Origin of the sequence: Streptomyces sp. (genome assembly GCF_035644915.1) — a bacterium.
GTDB lineage: Bacteria > Actinomycetota > Actinomycetes > Streptomycetales > Streptomycetaceae > Streptomyces.
On the sequence record NZ_DASQNP010000192.1, the window covers coordinates 1 to 22,189 of the forward strand.

10 protein-coding genes are annotated in these 22,189 nt (G+C 71.1%); 8 read left to right on the forward strand and 2 right to left on the reverse strand.

The genetic code is table 11. From position 1 onward, the window contains the following. Positions 1-140 precede the first annotated feature (140 nt). Both VE546_RS21290 and VE546_RS21295 read left to right on the forward strand, forming a co-directional pair. Positions 141-1,670 (forward strand): FAD-binding oxidoreductase, encoded by a 1,530-nt coding sequence (locus tag VE546_RS21290; RefSeq protein ID WP_324924765.1) that lies wholly within the window; start codon positions 141-143, stop codon positions 1,668-1,670. A gap of 559 nt (positions 1,671-2,229) precedes the next feature. After that, positions 2,230-4,191, forward strand: a complete 1,962-nt coding sequence (locus VE546_RS21295; RefSeq protein WP_324924767.1) for an AfsR/SARP family transcriptional regulator — start codon at positions 2,230-2,232, stop codon at positions 4,189-4,191. Between the two features lie 924 nt (positions 4,192-5,115). On the opposite strand, the gene VE546_RS21300 is transcribed toward VE546_RS21295, so the two are convergent. Together VE546_RS21300 and VE546_RS21305 are read right to left on the reverse strand one after the other, a co-directional pair. After that, complete coding sequence (locus VE546_RS21300) at positions 5,116-5,664, reverse strand: DUF1062 domain-containing protein (protein ID WP_324924769.1); 549 nt, start codon at positions 5,662-5,664, stop codon at positions 5,116-5,118. A 1,248-nt stretch (positions 5,665-6,912) separates the two neighbouring features. Continuing rightward, the gene (locus tag VE546_RS21305; protein WP_324924771.1) at positions 6,913-8,271 is read right to left on the reverse strand and encodes an MFS transporter; all 1,359 of its coding nucleotides are present in this window, start codon (positions 8,269-8,271) and stop codon (positions 6,913-6,915) included. A 1,350-nt stretch (positions 8,272-9,621) separates the two neighbouring features. Here VE546_RS21305 and VE546_RS21310 point away from each other — a divergent pair. From VE546_RS21310 to VE546_RS21335, 6 genes are all read left to right on the forward strand, one after another. Continuing rightward, the gene (locus VE546_RS21310; protein WP_324924773.1) at positions 9,622-15,669 is read left to right on the forward strand and encodes a polyketide synthase; all 6,048 of its coding nucleotides are present in this window, start codon (positions 9,622-9,624) and stop codon (positions 15,667-15,669) included. Continuing rightward, on the forward strand, positions 15,666-17,498 hold the full coding sequence (locus VE546_RS21315; protein ID WP_324924775.1) for a non-ribosomal peptide synthetase: 1,833 nt from the start codon (positions 15,666-15,668) through the stop codon (positions 17,496-17,498). The genes VE546_RS21310 and VE546_RS21315 overlap by 4 nt, the downstream gene beginning before the upstream one ends. A gap of 35 nt (positions 17,499-17,533) precedes the next feature. Continuing rightward, positions 17,534-19,318, forward strand: a complete 1,785-nt coding sequence (locus VE546_RS21320; RefSeq protein ID WP_324924777.1) for a type I polyketide synthase — start codon at positions 17,534-17,536, stop codon at positions 19,316-19,318. Further along, positions 19,315-20,553 (forward strand): cytochrome P450, encoded by a 1,239-nt coding sequence (locus VE546_RS21325; protein WP_324924779.1) that lies wholly within the window; start codon positions 19,315-19,317, stop codon positions 20,551-20,553. Before VE546_RS21320 ends, VE546_RS21325 begins: the two co-directional genes overlap by 4 nt. Further along, on the forward strand, positions 20,553-20,750 hold the full coding sequence (locus VE546_RS21330) for an MbtH family NRPS accessory protein (RefSeq protein ID WP_324924780.1): 198 nt from the start codon (positions 20,553-20,555) through the stop codon (positions 20,748-20,750). The genes VE546_RS21325 and VE546_RS21330 overlap by 1 nt, the downstream gene beginning before the upstream one ends. A 117-nt stretch (positions 20,751-20,867) precedes the next feature. Beyond that, entirely contained in the window at positions 20,868-21,563 is a 696-nt protein-coding gene (locus VE546_RS21335; protein ID WP_324924781.1) for a formyltransferase family protein, read from the forward strand. The last annotated feature ends 626 nt before the right edge of the window (positions 21,564-22,189 follow it).

Here is a 22,189-nt window from a genome sequence, read left to right on the forward strand (position 1 = left end):
CCCGCATCGATTCCCCCGCGGGCGGGGGGCGGGCCTCCCCCTTGCTCCCACGCACCCCGACCCCCCCCGCAGGAACCCCGCGGACGCCGACGCCTGCGCGCCCCCACCGGCGTCCTCCCAACCACGAGGTAAGGAACGGCATGACCGAGAACACCACTCCCTCCGTGGGCGTGGTCCGCCCCGGCGACGACGCGTACCAGGACCTGTCCGTACGCGGCCTCAACAAGCGCTTCACCGCCCGGCCGGAGACGTTCCACGTCGTCACCAGCACCGAGCAGGTCGTCGGCGCGGTGCGCGACGCGGTCCGGGACGGGAAGCGGATCGCCGTGCGCAGCGGCGGCCACGGCTACGAGAACGTGGCCGGTGACCCGGACGTGCAGGTGGTCATCGACCTGGGCGAGATGCGGGAGGTGTCCTTCGACTCCGAGCGGGGGGCGTTCGCCGTCGAGCCCGGCGTCCGGATGGCCGACCTGTACCGCGCCCTGTACGAGGGCTGGGGGGTCGCCCTCCCGGCGGGCGACAGCGCGACCGTCGGACTCGGCGGTCACGTGGTCGGCGGCGGCTTCGGCTCGCTGAGCCGCAGCGAGGGCCTCGCGGCCGACCACCTGCTGGCCGTGGAGGTCGTCGTGGTCGACGCCTCCGGCGACGTCCGCGCGGTCGTGGCCACCCGCGACCCCGAGGACCCCCACCACGACCTGTGGTGGGCCCACACCGGTGGCGGCGGCGGCAACTTCGGCATCGTCACCCGCTACTGGTTCCGCTCCCCGGACGCCACCGGCGACGAGCCCGGCGAGGCCCTGCCGCGGCCCCCGGCGTCCGTGCTGACCGGCACCGTCCTGTTCAACCGGGAGTCCCTGGACCGGGCGGCCATGCGCACCCTGGTCGGCAACTTCGGCCGCTGGCACGAGGACAACAGCGGCCCGGACTCCCCGTACACCTCCCTCTTCTCCGGCCTCGTCCTGCTCGGCAGGCCGCGCGAGGGCGACCCCGGCATGGGAGCCGTCGCCTTCGCCCACGTGGACGCCACCCGCCCGGACGCCGAGCGGCTGATGAGCGACTACGTCGCCGAACTCACCGCCGGTCTCGGCGACTTCCCGGTCGTCCTGCCCACCGAGGTGCTGCCCTGGCTGGAGGCCAAGAAGGCCCTCGCCCAGGCCCAGGACGCGGAGATCGGCCGGCAGAAGGTCAAGTCCGCGTTCCTGCGCCGCGGCTACGACGACTACCAGATCGACACGCTGTACGACTACCTCGACAGCGCCGACCACAGCAACGACAGCAGCCTGGTGGCCCTGCAGTCCTACGGCGGCCGCATCAACGCGGTGGCCGCCGACGCCACGGCGTCCGCGCAGCGCGGCTCCGTCATCCAGGCGTTCTTCATGAACACCTGGCAGAACGCCGAACTCGACGAGACCAACGTCGACTGGATGCGCCGCCTGTTCCGCGACCTGTACGCCAAGACCGGCGGTGTCCCGGTGCCGGGCGACGAGCACGACGGCTGCTACATCAACTTCCCCGACGTGGACATGGCCGACCCGGAGTGGAACACCTCGGGCGTGTCCTGGCAGGAGCTGTACTACAAGGACAACGCCGCACGCCTGCGCGCGATCAAGGCCACCTGGGATCCGCGCGACGTCTTCCGCCACACCCTGTCCCTGCGCAGCGGTGACTGACCCGCCGGAAGCGGACGCCGCGGGCCTGCCCACAACGGAGTGGGCAGGCCCGCGGCCGGCGGCATCCGGCCGGATGCCGCCGTCATGACCGGTCGGCGGCGCGGCACCCGGCACGGCCGCACACCACGGGTGAACGGTGAACCCCCGGACCGCCGGACGTGGCTTTCCGGCCGCCTCCGGGCGTTGACGATCACGCGGAACACCGTGGTGCGCGAAGATGCTGTCGGTTCGGCGGCGGAGAGCGCCACGGGGCCGGGGGAGAGAACGAGTGACCTGCGCCTGCGGGAGCGGTACCGCACTGCACGCCTGGCGGGGCGGGGTGCACCGAACGGGTTCGTCGCATCCACGGCACGGACCGACATCCGCCGGAACGCCTCGCGGTGCCTGATGAAGCCGATCGCCGACCGCCCCGTGCCGGCACCGAGACCCGCCGCCGGGACGGACCGAGCCGACGCGGACTGGCGTCCGCAGCGGACTGCTCGTCGTACAGCCGGAGCCAACCACAGGTAAGGACGTCGCGATGCTGCAATGTGCGCTTCTCGGACCGATGGAGATACGCGTGAACGGTGAGCTGCGGACGCCCAGCGCACCCATGGCCCGCCGCGTTCTCGCGCTGCTGCTGACTCATGCGGACCGCGTCGTCCCCACGGAGTTACTGATCGACGAGCTGTGGAGCGAACAGCCGCCCAGGAGGGCGCGCAAGACCGTCCAGACCTACATCTACCAACTGCGCAAGACCCTGAGCGGCGACGAGAACGCCGGCCAGAGCCAGGAACTCGTCGAGACCCACCCCCACGGCTACCGCCTCCCGCTGCAGGACTGCCACCTGGACGTCAAGGACTTCCAGGCCCTGGTGCGAGAGGGCCGGGAGGCACTGGCCCGCGGCCGGGCGAACGAGGGCGCCGTCGCATTGCGCCGGGCCCTGGACCTGTGGCGCGGCGCGCCGTTGGAGGACGTGGAGACCGGCCCCGTCCTCGCCGCGCAGGCCGCCCGGCTGGAGGACCTCAGGATCCACGCACTGGAACAGCGCATCGCGGCCGACCTCGCGCTCGGCGCGCACCAGTCGCTCCTGGAGGAGATCCGGGACCTGACCTACCAACACCCCCTGCACGAGGAGTTCTGCGCCCAGTTGATGATGGCGGCCAAACGCTGCGGGCAGCGCGGCGAGGCCCTGTCCGCGTACGCCCGGCTGCGCAGGGCCATGGCCGAGCAACTGGGGCTCGAGCCGTCGGTGCGGCTGCAGGAACTCCAGAACAGGATCCTGGCCGGGCAGGACGAGCGGTTCCCCGCACCGTCGCGCGCCGACGGCTCGGGTGCCCTCTTCCAACTGCCCCCGGCCATCGGCGACTTCGTCGGCCGCCGCGACGTACTCGACCGGATCGAGTACGCCGTGCGGGAGGCCCGGCCCGCCCCGGAGGTGCGGATCGTGACGGTGACCGGAGGACCGGGCGTCGGCAAGACCCAGGTCGCGCTCCAGGTCGCGCACCGGCTGCGCAAGCACTTCCCCGACGGGCAGCTCAAGGCCGACATGCACCTGGAGGACGGCACGGCACAGCACCCGGCCGAGGCCCTGAGGGGACTGCTCGTCGCCGTCGGCTACGACCGGCGCTGCCTGCCGGAGCGGACCGACGACCTCGCCCGCATCTTCCGGGGCTGGGCGGCCGACCGGCGCTTCCTGCTGCTGCTGGACGACGCGGCCGGCCGGGACCAGATCCTGCCGCTGCTTCCGGCGGGCGCGGACAACACGGTGATCGTCACCTCCCGCTGCCGGATGGCCGGGCTGCCCGGGGCGGTGACCTCCGTGGACGTGGGGCCGATGTCCGAGGACGAGGGAAGCCGGTTGCTGGCCCAGGTGGTCGGTGAGGAGAGGACGGCGCAGGAGCCCGACGCGGCGGCGGCCATCGCGGCGAGGTGCGAGGGCATGCCGACCGCCATCCGGGCGATCGGCAGCCGGATCGCCGCCTGGCCCGGCCGCAGCCTCGCGGACTTCGCGGCCCGGCTGGCGGACGAACGGCGCCGCCTGGAGGAGCTGAGCAGCCCGGACCTGGACGTCCGCCGGTATCTCGTCGAATCCGCCGACCGGCTGCCGTCCGGCGCCCGGGAGGTGCTGACCGAGGTCAGCAGGGCGGGGCGCACCGACGTCACCGTCGCCCACCTGGCCCGTACCCTCTGCCGCTCGGTGCCCTCCGTCGAACGCTCGGTGGAACTGCTGGCGGCGTTCCACCTGCTCAAGCCCGTGGTGCGGAACGGCAGCCACGTGCTGCGCGTCTCGCCCCTGCTGCGCCTCGCCTTCGCGCACGGCGAGCACACCCGCGCACCCGTTCCGGTCATGCGGGACGTGGCGATCGGCGGCATGTGCCCGGTCGCCGCGCAGGTCTGCCCCCTGCCCGGCCGCACGGGGATCGCACGGAGCGGAGGACAGGACCGTGGCCGACCGGTTCCCTACCGGGCGGAACGGCACCCGGTCGTTTCCATCCCCCCTGTGCTCATCTCCTGTCCTGGACGGCAGGCGGACGACTGAGGAGCACCGTCGGGCAGGGTGCGCCGGCCGACCGCGGGGGAGCCGCACGGCCCCGCACCGGTGGCGTACTGGAGGAACTGCCCCACGGCGTGCCGGTCACCACCGAGACGGCGACCGACGCGCCGGCCCGGCGGCGGCCGGTCCGCGCGCCCAGGCCCCGGTGGCCGGCCTCGGCGAGGATCTCCACCACGGGACCGTCGGTCAGGAGCCCGACCGGCCCCAGCCGGCGGACGTAGGGGATGTCCGCGCCGTATCCGGGCCTGGCCGGGCTGCGGAACGGCACCGGCCGTCCCCGTCCGTGAGCACCATCGCCTCCACGGCGTTCCGCTTGCCCGTGCCGGAGGTGCGCAAGGGCGGCCAGGAGCCGGTCGACGAGGACCGGCCGGTGCCCGGCACCGGCGCCCACGGCCCGCTTCCACGGCCGCGACGCAAGCCCGACCTGATGCCGTCCACGCCACGGAGGACCTGCCCGGGTGACGAGTTCGGTGATCACATCGGCCGACGGGCCCGTGGTCCTTGGTGACTGACGATCGCTGCGCGAGACGCGTTCCCCCACGCGACCGTGGCCGGCGATCAGGAACTCGACGCCTCACCGCCTGCCGTGCACGCGCTCATCGGTCATGCGACGGGAGAGGATTCGCCCCAACCGTTTCCTGGACGGGCGGGACGCGCGCGGACGGACCGACCCCGGAGGGGTTGACCGAGGCGGACGGCTCGGCGGGTGACTGCGGCTCTCGGAAGTCGTCACCGCAGTTCCCCTGTTTCCCGTCGGAGGGACCGGTCCTCTCCGCGCACGAGGGTGCCGGCCAGGTCGGGGAACGCCGGTCCGGCATGCCGCGCAGGTCGGGGAGCACACTCATGCCGTGAGCCTCCCAGGGCCTGTCCGGCGGATCCTGCCGGACAGGCCCTGGTGCCGAGGAGGGCTCAGCGCTTGAGCGTGAAGGTGAAGTCGCCGGAGAGCCTGCCGCTCAGCCGGACTGCCGAGACGAGCTTCCCTTCCGTGACCAGTCTCTCCACCTCGGCCCGCGAAAGACCGCAGCCTTCGGCGACCAGTCGCACCGGCCGGACAGGGATCCGCGCCGCAAAGCGGACCGAGACGTCGATCACCTCGCCGTCCGGGTGATCCGATCCGCCGGTGTCGAGGCGCCAGGCGTCGTCCCAGTCGAGGGCGATGCGGTTGCGGCGTCGCACGACCGGATCCCGGAGCAGCTCAGCCGCCAGGCCGGGATCGTTGCCGTGCAGCCGGTCCAGCAGCTCGGGTCGTACGGAGCGCACGTTCATCCGCTCCAGGACCGTGAGCTTCGCGGTCTCCCCGCAAGCGGTGCAGAGCGCGAGGAGCCAGGCGTCGATGAGCTTGTGGTGTGCGTTGACGCGGAATTTGCCGCTCGCCCGGAAGCGCTCGGATGCGCACGCGTGGCAACGGCGGAGAACGATCGGCAGACAGGTGGGCACGACCACCCAGTTTCTGAGCACAGAAGTACACCGGTTTCAGTGAGAAATCCGCAGCAAAAAGGAGCGCGGCGCACATGCGCGACGCGCGACGATTCAGCGCTCGGGAGGTCTCACAGGGTGTACAACGGCACGTCCTCGGCCAGACGACTTGGTTCGGCAGCACGGTAACGGCGCACAGCGGCGCTGTTCCACCGGTTTTCGAGCGCCTCACCGCCAGGTCCCGTCCGGCGGATCGTGGACGAGGCAGGAGCCGGGCCGCGGCGACGGTGACGGCGCCTGCCGCGAAGGCCCCTGTCGGGACGCACCCGCCGGCCTGGCGGCAGCGAGTGCCGCCCCGGACGGTGGTCGACGGATCAGGACGCAGGACGTGACGGTCGGCCGTACCGCGGGCCGGACCACCACCGGGACGGCTCCGCCGTCCTCACAGTCGTACCGGGTGGCGATCCCGCGCATCGCCCGAGCCGGTCGAAGCACCGCCCGACCACGTTGCGGCGCCGGTAGACCTCGCAGATGGTGCCGTCGACACCGGGCCTGGCGGCGCAGAGCCGCCCCCGGTGGAGGACCTGCTGGACGGTGGAGCCGGTCCGCTCCTGCTTCCGCCACGCCCCGCTTGCTGCGACCGGTCCGACGAACTGGACCCGGTGATCGAGTGCGGAGCCGTCCAGCAGGACGGTGGAGAGGCAGCCGCCGCCGACCGGGTGCTGCGCGGGCAGCAGTCGGCGGTCACGGAGCCGGGCGTGGATGCCGGGCAGGGCCCGGGTCTCCCCGACGGGGCCGGGGCGGCGATGCCCGTGATCAGGTTGCCCGGGCGTCGGCGGCGTCTACCTCGCCATCACGGGTTCGAGCCCGGTGGTCGACTTCCCCCACCGCTCCCCGGCACGGTCCACGCTCCCCGGATCCTCCCCGGGGACGCGGCCCGTGCCGCGGGTGGCGGCGACGGCGGCGGGCCGGTCCGTCCGAGGAGCCGACGCAGGCACGCCGAGCGACTGCGGGCACGGCAGAAGCCTGCCGACGGATTCCCCGTCTGCGGGTGGTACAGGCCCTGTACGCCGCTGTCCGGCGGAAACAGCCCTCCTGGGCGCACGTGGGAGGCCGCTGGCCCGGGAACGGGTCCGAGCCTTGGCCGCCCCAGGCGGGTACTGCCGGTCGCGTGCGGCCGAAACCGATACCCCCATGGCCTCCCGGCGGCCTGCGCGACGAGCGGCAGCTCGCGGGCCGGCCACGCCGGGGGGCTTGTCGTCCCGCGGGACTGTGCCGCACGGGGGATCCTCAGGCCGTGCTCCTCCGACGGCCTGCCATGGCGATGGTCACCGCTCCGAGCACACAGCCGATGCCGGCTGTGAGGTAGGCGAGGTGGTAGCCGGTGAGCTGGTCACTGCTGGTCGCTGCGACCAGGACCATGATCGCCACTCCGACGCTGGCGCCGATCTGCTGTGCCACGACATTCACCGCCCCGGCGACCGCGTGCCGTTCCGGCTCGACGCCGGTGAGCGCGGCGGATGTCATCGAGGGGAAGTTCAGGCCTTGACCGATGCCGCTGATCACCAGGCCGGGCAGCACGTGCAGCAGATAGCTGCCCTGGTGCGGTGTGCTCATCCACAGCGCTGTCCCTCCGCCGATCAGGACGAGCCCGACGGCCATCAGCGTGCGCGGCGTGTACTTGGCGAGCAGGCGTCCGGTGACGAAGTTGGCGGTGAGGAACACGCCCGCCGACATCGGCACCAGCGCGAGACCGGACTCGAGCGGGGAGTACTCCAGCATCCCCTGCAGATACAGCGGCGCGAAGAACAGCATCCCGACCGAGCCCATGTACTGGAGGAACGCCGCCAGGCTCGCTGCCCGTACCGAGGTGACCCGGAAGAGGCCGAGGGGAAGCACCGGGTCGGCGGTGCGGTGCTCGCGCACGACGAAGAGCAGCAGGAACACCACCGCGACGCAGAACGAACCCCATGCCAACGCGCCGCTGGTGCTCGCGCCGACGACCAGCAGGGTGAGGCCGATCGTGCCCGAGATCGCGCCGGGCAGGTCCAGCCGGCCGCCGCGCCCGGCACCACCGGGCAGCCCGGCGCGTGTCGTGGCCAGCACGGCCATCCCCACCACCACCGAGAACCACAGCACCGACCGCCAGCCGAGGAACTGGGTCAGTACACCGCCCAGCAGCACTCCGCCGCTGAAGCTCGCCGCGCCGACCGCCGCGTACACACTGAGGGCCCGGTTGCGGGCCGGGCCGGCCGGAAACACCTCGGTCAGCAGGGCCAGTGCGGCCGGACCCGACAGGGCCGCGCCGATGCCCTGGACCGCCCGCGCACCGAGCAGCACCCAGGTGTCCGGCGCCACGGCCCCGACCAGCGCGGCCACCGTGAACAGGGCGACACCGAATTCGAACACCCGCCGACGGCCGAACACATCGGCCAGACGGCCGCCCACCAGCAGGAAGCCGGCGAACGTCACGGCGTAAGCGATCATGACCCACTGGAGCGTGGTGTCGTCCAGGTCGAAGCGTTCTCCGATGGACGGCAGGGCGGCATTGAGCACCCCGAGACCACTCACATCCAGTGCGAGCGCCCCGGCCAGCACCCCGAGTGCCAGTCCCGGCTTGTGCCGTGGCATCACCTCGGTACTGGTCATGTGGGCCCCCCGAGGGACTTGCCGCCGACCGGCTGACGGTTGCCGGGGCGTATCCGGATGCCGCTGCCGGAGCCGGACGGCGGGGCGGCCGGCCCGCCGTCACGTACCGGGCCGACGGCGGCTGCTCGAGGGAGGTGGTGGCCGAGCCGTAATCGGGCGAACACGTCGCCCGCAACCGCTACAGGCGTGCCGGGCGGTGCGACCACGAGACGGTGCGGGAAATGTCTGGATAAGGCGTCGTCGGCACCGGCCGCGGGCTGTTGCCGTGTTGAGGCTAATTCCATCCGTCCGGTGCCCACCACCAGGACACGGGCGTCAGCCGGTGTCAGCTCGTGGTCCATGATTCTCATGCCGAGCAGCCTTGCAGTGCCGCTCGCCTGTTGTCCAGCCCGACCCTACTCGTATGCCGCCGGAGCGGATCCCTCACATCCGGTCTGACCGTTGACGAGGTCCCACGGATCCCCACTTCCCCTGCGATCAAGAAATCTCTCCGTGGAGAAGGATCACCGCAGACCTACGCTGCTGGCGATTGCAATGAGTTGCCGATACAGGCCGGTGGCGCGTCGGAGCTGACCCGTGTTGAACACGGGCGCCCCTGTTGCCCATGACGTCCGAATCGCCTCCCGGCCATTGCATGAGAGGGAAGTGAACCGGTCACTCCGGGGGCCAAAACGCGCCAGCGCCCCTTCCAACCCACGCGCCACACTTGTCTCATCATTCGCAGGATGGCAGTCTGAAGCCGGTCGGGTGAGTGCCTCATAATGCGGCCACGTCAGTCCACGTATTCCTTGACCTGACCGAGTGGATCGTGACGCTCGTCGGCAGTGGCTGCGCAGATGAAGAGTTCCGCGTGCACGTCCCCTAAGGCAACGCAGTCGCAGACCAGTGTGCCCAGGAGACGGACGATGTACGCCGGCGGCTGGACTGCCGGGCAGTGATCCTGGATCAGATCGAAAACTGATTCAGCCAAGACGACTTAACCGGGGGTCGGGTCGCGGTGCGGGTACTAGCTTCTCCACAGTCATGTCTTCCTGTCCGGGGCGGGACGGCCTGCCCGGCAGGACGCGAATTCCCCTGCGCCGACAGGGCTTCCTCATATTTGGCTCCCCTCCAGCACTTGACACGGCGAAGCGAAGCTTCCGTATCGTAGGCCACTCCTGGCCGGACACCTGAGCGCTGACTCACCTTTTTGAGAGCCGTCGGCCCTGGTCGTGTTCACCGGATCGGCCGCATGCGCGCCGCAATCCCCTCAATCCCGCTGCCATTACACGGCTGACGGAGCTTCCCGCCCTTAATCAGCCGGCCGCGAACTCCGTCAGTCCCTTCCATCCGCCCTGTTGAGGAGCCGAGATGCCCCAAGAGCGCGCAGCACGAGATTCGCATGCCATAGCAGAGTTTCTGCTTTCTCGCGTTGTCGAGCTGATGGACCTGTCCAAGGACGCGGTGGACCGCTGGACACCGATGCACCGGTACGGCCTGGAATCGTTGAAGTTGTCGACCCTTGCCGCCTCATTGTCCGAATTCCTCGGCTGGAAGGTTCCGGTCACCTGGATGTGGCAGTACCCGACCATCGACGAGCTGTCCCGTGCGCTCGTCGACGGTCCGCGTGCCGCGGAGACCGCTGCCCCGGGCAATGCTCGCCGTACGGCATCGCACGAGCCCATCGCGATCGTGGGCATCGGCTGCCGGTTCCCCGGAGGGCCGGACCCGTCCTCGTTCTGGCAACTGCTGACCGAGGGCCGCGACGCCGTCGGCCCGGTGCCGGCCGGGCGACGCGACCTCCTGAACGACAAGGTGCGGTGGGGCGGATTCATCGACGGCATCGACCAGTTCGATCCGCTGTTCTTCGGCATCTCGCCCCGCGAAGCCGTCCAGATGGACCCGCAGCAGCGACTGATTCTGGAACTGGCCTGGGAGGCCCTGGAGGACGCGGGCGTCGCGCCCCACAGCCTCGTCGGCAGCGACACCGGCGTGTTCATGGCCTCCTGCTGGGGCGACTACGCCGCTCTGGCGCACTACCGCGGTCCCGACAGCCAGATCACCCCGCACACCGCGACCGGCATGCACGACGGCATCATCGCCAACCGCGTCTCCTACATCCTCGGCCTGCAGGGCCCGAGCATGGCCATCGACGCCGCCTGCGCCGGATCGCTGGTCTCGGTGCACGTCGGATGCCAGTCGATCTGGATGGGCGAGAGCGAGCTGGTGCTGGCCGGTGGCGTGAACCTGAGCTTCGTCTCCGACTACTACACCGCCATGGACGCGATGGGTGCGCTCGCCCCGGACGGCCGCTGCAAGTCGTTCGACGCCCGCGCCAACGGCTACGTCCGCGGTGAGGGCGCCGGGGTCGTCGTGCTCGCCCCGCTGAGCGTGGCACTCGAACGCGATCTTCCGGTGTACTGCCTGATCAAGGGCAGCTCGTCCAACAACGACGGCCCGAGCAACGGCATGACCGCGCCGAACCCCCAGGCGCAGGAGAAGATGCTCCGCACCGCGTACCAGCGGGCCGGCATCGAACCGGCCCTGGTCGACTACATCGAGTGCCACGGCTCCGCGACGCCCCTCGGCGACCCGATCGAGGCCAATGCCATCGGCGCGGTCCTGGGAGGTGACCGCGCGGAGCCGCTGCGGCTCGGCTCCGTCAAGTCCAACATCGGGCACCTGGAGGCGGCAGCCGGCATCGTCGGCCTGGTCAAACTCGCGCTGTCGGTGCGCAACGGCGTGCTTCCGCCGAGCCTGCACTACACCGCCCCGAATCCGCAGATCATGTTCGACGAGTACAACCTCACCGTCCAGGACCGGCTGACGGCGTGGCCACGCCGGTCCGACGCGCGCCGCGGTGGCGTCAGCTCGTTCGGATTCGGCGGCGCGATCTGTCACGTGGCCGTCGAGGAGCTGCCGCGTCCCGAGAGCTCACTCCTCCTGCTGGCCGCGGACTCCCGGGAGGCGCTGGCCGAGCGGGCCCTGGCGCTGCGCGAGGAGAACGACCTGCGGGCGATATGCAGCCGGACACCCGGCGACGGCAGGTTCCGGCTCGCGGCCACCGCCCACGACATGACCGAACTCAGGGCGCAGCTGGAAGCCTTCGGCGCCGGAGCGACGGCCGCCGGGCTGAGCACCGGGGAGATCGCCGGACGCAGGCCGCGGGTGGCGTTCCTGTTCTCGGGCAACGGCTCGCAGTGGCTGGGCATGGGCAGGCAACTGCTCGCCGGCATGCCCGTGTTCCGCCGGTCCATGATGAAGTCCGACAGGCGGATGCGGGACCTGCTGGGCTTCTCGCTCGTCGACCACCTGCTGGCACCCGACGGCCGTATCGACGACATGGACGTCTTCCAGCCGCTGCTGTTCTCCCTACAGGTCGCCCTGGCCGACGCGTGGCGCTCGCTGGGAGTGGAACCGGACGTCGTCGTGGGACAGAGTGTCGGGGAGTTCGCCGCCTCACACATCGCCGGCGCACTCGACTTCGAGGACGCCTCCCGCCTGGCCGCCCACCACGGCCGGCTCCTCCAGCAACTGGCCGTCGGACGCGGCGACGGCATCGTGGCCATGACCGGTGCGGACGTCGTCAAGCAGTACCTGACCGGCCAGCTCACCGTCTCCGGCTACAACGGCCTGAACTCCACCCTGGTCACCGGCACACCGCAGGAGATCGACGAACTGGTCCAGCGGCTCACCGACGAGGGCATCACGAACCACCGGGTGCGGATGGGCCACGCACCGCACTCGCCGCTGGTCGACCACGTCCTCGCCCCGCTGCGGGCCGAACTCGCCGACATCGAGCCCCGGACCACGCGCATCCCGATGATCTCGACGGTCACCGGCGAACTCGTCGACGGCGCGGAGCTCGGGCCGGACTACTGGGCGGACAACCTGCGCCAGGAGATCCGGGTGGTCGACGCCCTGACGAACCTGCGCGACCACGACATCGACGCGGTGATCGAACTCAGTCCGCATCCCGTGCTGCTCAAGTCCGTGTCGGAGATCCTGACGGCGACCACCCTGCCCTCGCTCCGTCGTGGCGCCGACGAAGCCTCGACCCTGCTCGGCTCGCTCGGCGCGCTGTACACCGCCGGTCTCTCCGTCGTCCCCGGACCGTTCACCGCGGGTGACCGGGGACGACACGTCACGCCGAGCCGGGGCGACGTCGCGGCCGACGAACAGGTGCACCTCGTACCCGTCACGGCGCACACGGCGGGTGCGCTGGCCGACACCTGCCGTGCGCTCTCCAACCACGTCGAACGCGACACGGGCCTGCGGGTCTCCGACCTCGCCTACACGCTCGCGACCAGGCGTACCCACCACAGCCGGCGGATAGCGCTGTTCGCCCGCAACCGCCAGGAAGTCCTGGACGGACTCGCCCGGGTCGCCGCCGGTCAGCCGCACCCCGATGTCGTCACGGGCACGGTCGCGGGCAACAGCGACCGGCGGGTGGCGCTGGTGTTCTCCGGCGGCGGAACGCAGTGGGTCGGCATGGGCCGGGAGCTCATGCGCTCGCACACCGGCTTCCGTACGTGGATGAACGCCTGCGACGCCGCCGTGCGCACGGCCGGCGGCTGCTCGGTGCTCGACGAGCTCGCCGCCCCGGCCGACCGGGCCAGGTTCGAGGAGATGGACTTCCAGCAGCCCGTCCTGTTCGCCCTGCAGGTCTCGCTGGCGAAGGTCTGGCTCGAACTCGGCATTCGACCGACCGCCGTCGTCGGGCACAGCCTGGGCGAGGTCGCGGCCGCCTGTGTCGCCGGCGCGCTGTCGCTGGACGACGCCGCCCGCGTCGTGGTCGCCCGGTCGCACCTGCTCGAACGGAAAGCGGCCCCCGGCGCCATGATCTCGGTCGACCTGCCGGAGCAGGAGCTGCTGCCGAAGATCGCCCCGTACGCCGAGCACGTGGCCGTCGCCGTGGTGAACAGTCCCACCAGCGCGGCGGTGTCCGGCTCGCCCGACGCCATCAGCGCCCTGGAGGCCGACCTCCGGCGGGCCGGGGTCCCCACCCGGAGGATCCGGGTCGAACGGCCGGTGCACGGACCCGGCATGGATCCGCTGATCCAGCCGCTGCGCGAACGCATCGACGGCATCGTCCCGCTGACGAACACCATCGAATTCCGCTCCACGGCACTGGCCGACACGGTGAACCCGGTCACCGACGTCGACTACTGGGTGCACAACCTGCGCAACCAGGTCCGGTTCGCCGAGACGATCGGTGCGCTGGTCGACGAGGGCGTCGGCACCTTCATCGAGATCGGCCCGCACGAGACGCTGCGCGGTGCGGTCGAGGAGATCGCGCTGACCCGCGGTGCCCAGGTGCACGCGATCAACTCCCTGCGGCGCAACGAAAGCGACGTCCGCTGCCTGCTGGGGGCCGCCGCGTCGTTGTACGTCAGGGGCCTCCCGCTGGCCTTCGACTCGTTGTTCGCCGACGACGTCGAGGTCGTGGAGACCCCGCTCGTGCAGTGGCAGAAGGACCGCTACTGGCTGGACACCACGCCTCGCCCCCGCAGCGCGTCGGCACCGGTCCCCGAAACCGCGGCCGAGTCCGCGGCCGAGTCCGTGGTCGCGACCGTGGCCGGGCCCGTTGCCGAACCCGTTGCCGGGACCCCGGGGAGCAGGCCGCTGGAGGAGGTCGTCCTCGACGAGATCGCCGACGCGCTGGGCGTGCCGGCGGGCACCCTCGACGGAGGCGCCGGCCTGCGCGGCTTCGGCCTCGACTCGATGCTGGCGATCCGCCTCGTCAACCGGCTGCAGTCGCTGTTCGGGCAGCGGGTGTCGCCGGTGGTGTTCCTGGACGACCGGACCATATCCGAGGTCGTCGGCCACGTCGTCGAGGTCATCGGCGGGCCGGCCGCCGCCGCGGAGGCGAAGCCGGGCCGGACGCCGCAGCCGCCGTCGGAGGCGGCGGCACCGGCGCCCGAGGCCGGGCCGGCCCCGACGTTCCTCGACGACCTGTCCGAGCTGGACGCCGAGGAGCTGGTGGACGAACTGGCCGAGCGCGGCCTGCTGGACCCCACCGACGCACCGGCGCTCGACCAGTTGCGCGCCGACGGTCTGGGTCTCGAACTGGCACCGGCCTCGCACGGCCAGGCCTCCCTGTGGTTCATGCAGATGGTCGCGCCGGACGCCGTGCCCTACAACTTCATGGTGGCCGCCCGGATCCGGACCGAGGTCGACGAGAAGGCCCTCGACCGCGCCGTACGGGCCGTGATGGAGCGGCATCCCGCGCTGCGCACGATCTTCGTCGAGGCCGGCGGCCGCCCGTACCAGGTCATCCTGGACGAACCGGTGTACGAGTTCGTCGTGGTGGACAGCACGGACCGCGACGACGAACAAGCCCGCGAGGACCTGGCCGAGTACGGGCACCTGCCGCTCGACATGGACAACGGGCCGCTCGTCCGCGTGGTGCTGATGTCGCGCGGACCGGCGGACCACTACCTGCTGGTGCTCGTGCACCACATCGCGTCGGACGCGGCGTCGGCCGACGTGATGATCCGCGAACTCCAGGAGTACTACGAGGGCGCGGACCCCGCCGGCAGCGCGCCGGTCGCCCCCTACACGGAGTTCGTCGAGTGGGAGCGGCAGTGGCTGGCCGGTCCGGCGGCCGACACGGCGCTGGCCTGGTGGTCCGAGAAACTGGCCGACCCGCCCGCTCACCTCGACCTGTCCACCAAGGTGCGACCTCCCGGCGTCACCTACGAGGGCCGCGACCTCGCGTTCCGCTGGAGCGCCGAGGAGACCCGCCTGCTCAGGGAGTTCGCGGTACGCGAAGGCGTGTCGATCAGCACCGTCGTACTGGCCGGTTTCTTCGCCACGCTCAACCGCGCGGCCGGAGCCGAGGACTCCGTACTGGCCACCGCCATCGCCCAACGCTCCGAACCTGGCTGGGAATCCGCCATCGGCTACTACCTGAACACGGTGCTGGTGCGGGCGAAACCGGCCGGTGAACGCAGCTTCCGAGACCTGCTGGGCGAGGTCCACGCCTTCTCGCTCGGCCTGCTCGAGCACATGAACTACCCCCTCGACCTGCTGGCGTCCGCCCTGAAGCCGCCCAGGGCCGAGGGCCGCCCACCGTGGTTCGACGTGGTGGTGAACTGGCTGTCCTCGGACGCGTTCCCCCGGTCCGTCAAGCTCTTCCACGGCATCGGCGGCACCATCGCGCCCGACGGCGCCCTGCCGCTCGAACCGCTTCAGGTGCGCAGGCACCTGGCCAAGTTCGACCTGGAGATATCGATGGCCGACATCGACGGCGAGGTCGTCGGCCACGTCCAGTACAAACCGAGCTACCTGGAAAGGCAGACCGTGACGGCACTGCTTGCGCTCTACCGCACCGTGCTCTTCGACTCGATCGCCCAACCCGACCTGGCGCTCGAAGGCATCGCGCCGAGCGGCCTCCCCGAGGTGACGGACCAGTGACCGAAACCCTGCACTCCGAGTTCGTCGAGCAAGCGGTCAAGAACCCCGGCGCACCCGCGGTCTACTCCGACACCGGCGTCCTGACCTACGGCGAGCTGAACGAGCGGTCCCGCGTGCTGGCCGAACAGCTCGTCGCCGACGGCGCCGGCCCCGGTGTCCCGGTCGGCATCTGCGTCGAGCGCACTCCCGACCTGCTCGTCGGCATCCTGGCCGCCCTGCGCGCAGGGTCCTGCTACGTACCGCTGGACCCGAGGTACCCGGCCGACCGGGTGGACTTCATGGTCCGCGACAGCGGGACCCACCTGCTGCTGACCACGCCCGCGTCCCGCGCCCACTGCCCGGCCGGTCCGACCGTGGTCGTGCTGGGGGAGACCGTGACGACCGAGCCCGGCGCGAAGCCCGTTCCGGTCGTGCCCGGCGACACCGCGTACATCATCTACACGTCGGGATCCACCGGCACGCCGAAGGGCGTGGCCATCCGGCACAGCGGCTGCGTCGCCATGCTGGCCGAAATGGACCGGATCTTCGAGGACTGCGACCTGAGCGGCGTATCGGCGGCGAGCTCGGTCTGCTTCGACATGTCGGTGATGGAGATCTTCACCGCGCTGTGCCGCGGCGGTGCCGTCGTGCTGGTGGAGAGCGCCGTCCACCTGCCGGAGAGCCGGTACGCCGACAGGATCACCCACCTCAACGTCGTCCCGTCGGTGATGAACGGCCTGCTCGACGCCGGTGTGCTCCCCCCGAACGTGCGCACGATCGTGTTCGGCGGCGAGGCACTGCGGCGCAAGCTGGTGGACCGGGCGTACCGGGAGACCAACGCCGACCGGGTCTTCAACGCCTACGGCCCCACCGAAGGGACCGTCTTCTGCTCGTTCGGGCTGGTGCCGCGGGACGACACCGGCGAACCGACGATCGGCACGCCGTCGGCCGGCGCCCGTGTCTACGTGCTCGACGAGAACCTGAAGCACCTGCCGCCCGGCGAGTCCGGTGAGCTCTACCTCGGCGGCGTCGGCCTCGCCCACGGCTACGTCAACCGGCCGCGCACCACGGCCGAACGGTTCGTGCCCGACCCGTTCCTGGACGGCGAGCGCATGTACCGCACCGGTGACATCGTCAGGTTCACCGCCGACGGCGAGCTCCAGTTCGTCGGCCGCACCGACCACCAGGTCAAGCTGCGCGGCTACCGCATCGAGCTGGAGGAGGTCGAGGCCCGGCTGACCGGCTGCCCCGAGGTCAGGGAGGCCGCCGCCGCCGTACAGGGCAACAGGCTCGTCGGCTACGTCGTGCCCGAGGGCGACGGCCACCCGCAGGACGGCGCCCGGCTGGACGCCGGCCTCCAGAGCGCCATCACCGGCAAGCTCGCCGCCGAGCTGCCCGACTACATGGTGCCGGCGACGATCGTGTTCCTGGCCGCACTTCCGCTGGGGCCGGGCGGAAAGCTCGACCGCGCTGCGCTTCCCGAGCCGCCGGCCGCCGACACCGCCACCGCGGGGCCCCTGACGGCCGCCGGCACACCGACCGAGGTGGCGCTGTCGGAGATCTGGGGCCAGTTGCTCGACCTCGAACCGGCGAGCATCGACGTCCGGGCCGCCTTCTACGACCTCGGCGGCGACTCGCTGCTGCTCGTCCGGCTGGCCAGGCTGATGACCCGGCGGTTCGACCGCCGCATCCGCGTGCCCGACCTCTTCAGCTTCCGTGACATCTCCTCCCTCGGCCGCTGGCTCGACGAGGAGAGCGGCGCCACCCCCGAGGTGGTCCAGTCGGCCCGCCGCCGTGCCAACACCCGCCGCGCCGCACTGCGCGGCCGCGGCACCTCCGTCGGCAGTTGAGCCACCCCCACTCGATTCGAGGCAGGAGCCTTCCCGTGACCGACAACCCCGAGCAGGACTACGACCCGGGTGATGTGGCCGTCATCGGCATGTCCCTCCGGTCGCCCGGAGCCCGCACCAAGGAGCAGTTCTGGGACAACCTCGTGCACGGCAGGGAGTCCGTGTCGTTCCTGGCCAAGGACGACATCCACGTCGACGAAACCCTGATCCACAGCCCGTTCTACGTGCGGGCCTGCGGCGTGCTCGACACCTACGACAAGTTCGATCCGTCGGTGTTCGGCATCAGCGACCGGATGGCGGCCGCGATGACCCCGGAGAACCGGTTGTTCCTGGAGAGCGCGTGGGAGACGCTCGAGGACGGCGGCTACGACCCGGACCGGATCACGTGCGAGGTGGGCGTCTACGGCGCCAACAACCCGCAGACCGCCGCGCTCTACAGTTCCCCGCCGGACCGGGTGTCGGTCGGCCCCGAGGCGATCGAGGCCAGCCTGGCGTGGTCACCGGACACCATGACCTCCAACGCCCTGTACTACATGGGGCTGACCGGCGAGGCCGTCACCGTCGCCGCCGTCTGCGCCGGCTTCCACTACGCGGTGCACCTGGCCTGCCAGTCGCTGCTGCTCGGCCAGACCGACATGGCGATCGCCGGCGGTGCGATGGTCCGTCTGCCGCACCCCCGCGGTCACCTGTGGGAGGAGAACCGCATCCTGTCGAAGGACGGCCACTGCCGCCCGTTCGACGCCAACGGCACCGGCACCGCGCTGTCCAGCGGGGTCGTCACGGTGCTGCTCAAGCCGCTGGCACAGGCCGTCGCCGACCGCGACCACATCTACGCCGTGGTCAAGGGTTCGGCCGTCAACAACAACGGTGTCAGCGCGATGGCCTACGGCCTGGCACAGCCGGAGCGGCTGAGCGCGTGCATCGCCAGCGCCATGGAGGTCGGGGGCGTCACCCCGGACACCGTGTCCATGTACGAGGCCAACGGTCTCGGCATGCCGATGACCGACGAGCTCGAGGTGCACGCGGCGAGCATGGCGTTCGGCAAGCAGACCGGCACCACCTCGATCGGCGGGGTCAAGGGCAACGTGGGCCACGGCGGTGTGGTGTCAGGCGGCTTCGGCGCGATGAAGGCCGTGATGGCCCTGTACCACAAGAAGCTGGCAGCGACGATCAACCTGACGGAGGTCAACCAGGACCTCGACTTCCCCAGCACCCCGTTCGTGCCGCAACTGGAGACGGCGGACTGGGAACCGGAGTCCGGGATCCGCCGGGCGGGCATCACCTCGCTCGGCGGTGGCGGCTACAACGCGCACCTGGTGCTGGAAGAGCCGCCGGAGGCCGCCGAACGCGCCCCCGAGACCGGCGGCAGACCGCGACTGGCCACGCTGTCCGCTCTGGACGACGAAACGCTGGCCCGCCAGCGCACGAGGCTGAAGGACTGGCTGGAGGCCAACCCCGACCTGCGCCTGGACGACATCTGCTTCAGCCTCAACCTGGGCCGCAAGGTGATGCCCCGCCGGTGGGCGGCCGTGGTCCGCAGCCGTGCGGAGCTGATCGCGGCGCTGTCCGGCGACTCCCCGGGCGGCCTGGCCACCGAGACCGCTGCCGCGCCGCGGGTGGCCGTCGACTCCCTCCCCCACAACGACAACGGAATCGTGCAGTCCGGGACGGACGCGCAGGCGCTGTTCGAGCTGGCCGCCGCCTGGGTCAACGGCCGGCAGGTGGACTTCGACTCCCTGCACGTGGGGGAGGCCAGCCACCGCGTGCCGCTGCCCACCTACCCGTTCCGGCCGCGCCGGTTCTGGCGTACGGACTGGTGACCGTGGGCACACCGGCACTGGACACCGTGGACCTGGGCGATCCGAACACCTTCGCGGACCACGACCTCGACGAGTTCTGGCGCACCCTGCGGGACACCGCCCCGGTGCACTGGAACCCTCCGGCCGACGGCCGCCGGGGGTTCTGGGTGCTCTCCCGCTACGACGACATCATGGCCACCTACCGGGACAACGTGAACTTCACGTCCGAACGCGGCAACGTGCTCGTCACGCTGCTGGGCGGCGGTGACGCCGGCGCCGGCCGGATGCTGGCCGTCACCGACGGGCACCGGCACCACGAGTTGCGCAAGATCCTCCAGCGGGTGCTCTCGCCGAGGGTGCTCGACGAGGTCGCGCGGACGGTGCGGGTCAACACCCGGCAGTTGGTCCGCGAGGCGGTCGAGTCCGGCGGCTGCGACTTCGCCGAGCAGATCGCCAGCCGGATCCCGATGACCACGATCTCGAACCTGCTCGGCGTGCCCGAGCAGGACCGGGACTTCCTTCTCGCCCAGACCAAGACCGCACTGTCCACCGACGACGAGGACATCGACGAGGTCGCCTCCGAGATGGCCCGCAACGAGATCCTGATGTACTTCATGGACCTCGTCGAGGAGCGGCGCGAGTCCCCGGGCGACGACGTGATCAGCATGCTGGTCGGCAGCTCCATCGACGGCGTGCCGCTGTCCGACGAGGACGTCGTGCTCAACTGCTACAGCCTGATCATCGGGGGCGACGAGACCAGCCGGCTCACGATGATCGACTGCGTCCACACGCTCGCGGCCCAGCCCGAGCAGTGGCGGCGGCTCAAACACGGCGAGGTCGCCGTCGAGACCGCCGTGGACGAGGTGCTGCGCTGGGCGTCCCCCACGATGCACTTCGGGCGCAGTGTCGTCCACGAGACCGAACTGCACGGCGTACGGCTGCGACCGGGCGAGATCGTCACGCTCTGGCACGCCTCCGGCAACCGGGACGAACGGGTCTTCGAGCGGCCAGGGGAGTTCGACCTCGGCCGCACCCCCAACAAACACATGGCCTTCGGCTACGGCCCGCACTTCTGCGTCGGCTCGTACCTGGCCAAGGTGGAGATCTCCGAACTGCTGATCGCCCTAAGGGACTTCACCACCGGATTCGAGCAGACCGACGAGTCGTCGCGCATCCGGTCCAACTTCCTGACCGGCTTCTCCACGCTGCCGGTGCGGTTCCGGCCTGATCACTCCGGACTGAAAGAGGTCGACTGATGAGCGGCAACCCCTTCACCGGCGGCGAGGCCGGCTGGCTGGTCGTGACGAACGCCAGCAGGCAGTACGCACTGTGGCGACCGTACCTGGACGTGCCGAAGGGCTGGCGGGTCGTCCACTCCTGCCCGGACCGTGACGGTGCCCTCGACCATGTCGAACAGAACTTCACCGCGGTGGCGGAAACGCCGACGACCTGACCACCGCGCGCCGGTGCTCGGCACCGGAGCCGCTTCCGACCGGCCCCGTGCCTCGGCGGAGCACTCCTACCCCTACTGAACAGACACCCCGACCAGCGACCGTAGGAAGCGCGAGTGATGAACATCTACATTTCAGGACGAGGGGCGTTCGCGGTGCAGGTCGCGGAGGCCCTGCTGGACGAAGGGCACCAGCTCGCCGGCGTGGCCGCTCCCCGGCTGCGCAAGGGGCAGTCCGACGAGAGCAACGCGTCGTCCTGGGACCGCTTGCGCTCCTGGGCGTATCCCAGGAGCATCCCGTGGACGGACTCGGCCGAACTGCGCGCGATGCATGTCCCGGACGGGGTGGACATCATCGTCGCCGCGCACTCGCACGCCTTCCTCGGCCGCCGGACGCGTGCCAGGGCCGCCGTCGCCGCCATCGGCTACCACCCCAGCCTGCTGCCGTTGCACCGCGGCCGGGACGCGATCCGATGGACGATCCGCGACGGTGACAAGGTGACGGGCGGGAGCGTCTACCACCTCACCGAGCGCACCGACGCCGGCCCGCTCGCCGCCCAGGAGCACCTGTTCGTGCCCCCGGGCGCGACCGCGCAGAGCCTGTGGCGCGAGCACCTGGCCCCGCTCGGCGTGCGGTTGCTGTCGAAGGTGGTCGCCGACCTCGCCGCGGGCAGGCGGATCGAGGTCCCGCAGGACGAGAGGATGGCGACCTGGGAGCCTGCGATGGACGCGCCACCGCTGTTCAAGCCCGAACTCATCGCGCTGCCCGGAACGGCGTCCGTCGACGGCAGCAGGTGGGCCCTTCACGCGCAGTGAAGGGGTCCACCGCGCGGGAAGGCGACGTGCCGGGAAGCCGGCGTGGGACGTTCCCGCCGGGGCACGAGCCCGACGAGGACGTCGGCGAGGACGGCATGCCGGGCGTCCCGCTGCTCGGGCAGGCGCCGGCCTGCGGAGACACCGTCCGCGGCACTGTGCGAGGCGTCGTCCGCCGGTCCGGCCCCGGACCGGGCACTTGGAGCGCGCCGGCCGCGACCACGGGCCGACCGGAGCGGTATGGGCCGTGTGCGGCGCCGGGCGGTGACGAGTGCCCGGTTGACCTGGCCGGTGGCATCACCACCCGAACGTGAAGCAGCGGGCCTGCCGTATCCGGCAGACCCGCTGCTTCACCGTGTCGGGACGGCGGGATTTGAACCCACGACCCCTTGACCCCCAGATCATCGCGGTAGGCGTTTCCGCAGGTCAGGTGCCTTGCGGAACACAGTCTGCCGTTTGGCTGAGCTAGGGTTGTTCGCCTGCGTGCGTAGCGTGTGGTCCCAAAGTGGTCCCAACGCTGGCTTCGGTCCGACGGTGTAAAACATGCCACAGCGTGTCAAAGCTTGCTAAAGCACGAATATTTCCATTGTTCGAATTTTGTGATCCGGTTACTCCAGGGATCCTGTATC

What these genes read in the sequence shown, in the direction of transcription:
- VE546_RS21310 (WP_324924773.1), top strand. Translation starts at nt 9,622, where the DNA reads ATGCCCCAAGAGCGCGCAGCACGAGATTCGCATGCCATAGCAGAGTTT.
- VE546_RS21290 (WP_324924765.1), top strand. Translation starts at nt 141, where the DNA reads ATGACCGAGAACACCACTCCCTCCGTGGGCGTGGTCCGCCCCGGCGAC.
- VE546_RS21335 (WP_324924781.1), top strand. Translation starts at nt 20,868, where the DNA reads ATGAACATCTACATTTCAGGACGAGGGGCGTTCGCGGTGCAGGTCGCG.
- VE546_RS21330 (WP_324924780.1), top strand. Translation starts at nt 20,553, where the DNA reads ATGAGCGGCAACCCCTTCACCGGCGGCGAGGCCGGCTGGCTGGTCGTG.
- VE546_RS21305 (WP_324924771.1), bottom strand. Translation starts at nt 8,271, where the DNA reads ATGACCAGTACCGAGGTGATGCCACGGCACAAGCCGGGACTGGCACTC.